This window comes from Vibrio sp. 811 (assembly GCF_033339195.1).
Map to the genome: position 1 here is coordinate 1 of NZ_JAWOUB010000635.1, position 597 is coordinate 597.

General features: G+C 44.9%; 1 protein-coding gene and 1 pseudogene. Both read left to right on the forward strand.

What is annotated here, in order from left to right; genetic code table 11:
* The coding region (slmA, locus tag R7Q46_RS28535) for a nucleoid occlusion factor SlmA (protein ID WP_318078492.1) at positions 1 to 403 on the forward strand (403 nt) is incomplete at its 5' end.
* 5 nt (positions 404 to 408) lie between these two features.
* Positions 409 to 597: pseudogene (locus R7Q46_RS28540) on the forward strand (lipid A biosynthesis lauroyl acyltransferase); the annotation flags it as partial.

A 597-nucleotide genomic window follows, 5' to 3' on the forward strand; every position in this document is an offset into this window, starting at 1 on the left:
CATCGAAGAAGCCTTGATGACTCGCATCAACCGCATTTTAGATGACGAGAAAGATACACTAGAGCGTATTCGTATGGTAATGCACCTGATTCTTGCATTTTCAGAACGTAACCCTGGCTTGACACGTATTCTGTCTGGTCATGCTTTAATGTTTGAAAACGAACGTCTACGTGAACGCATCAACCAGCTGTTTGAACGTATCGAAACCCAACTACGTCAGATTCTGCGTGAGCGTAAAATTCGTGAAGGTAAATCTTTCCCTGTAGAAGAGCGTATTCTTGCTGCGCAAATTCTTGGGCAAGTTGAAGGCAGCCTGAACCGTTTTGTGCGCAGCGATTTCAAGTACCAACCTACTGCAAACTTTGACGAGTATTGGGCACTACTCAGTGCAAAAATTAAGTAGAGATTATGAGTAAAGACAAATACACGCAGCCCGAGTTTTCTCTTTCCCTTCTCCATCCTCGTAACTGGGGAGTTTGGCTTGGGTTTGGTCTACTGGCTATCATCGTCAATATTCTTCCTTATCGCCTATTACTGTCTTTGGGGCGTTCACTTGGCAAGCTAGGCATGCGCTATGGCAAAAAGCGCGTGCATATC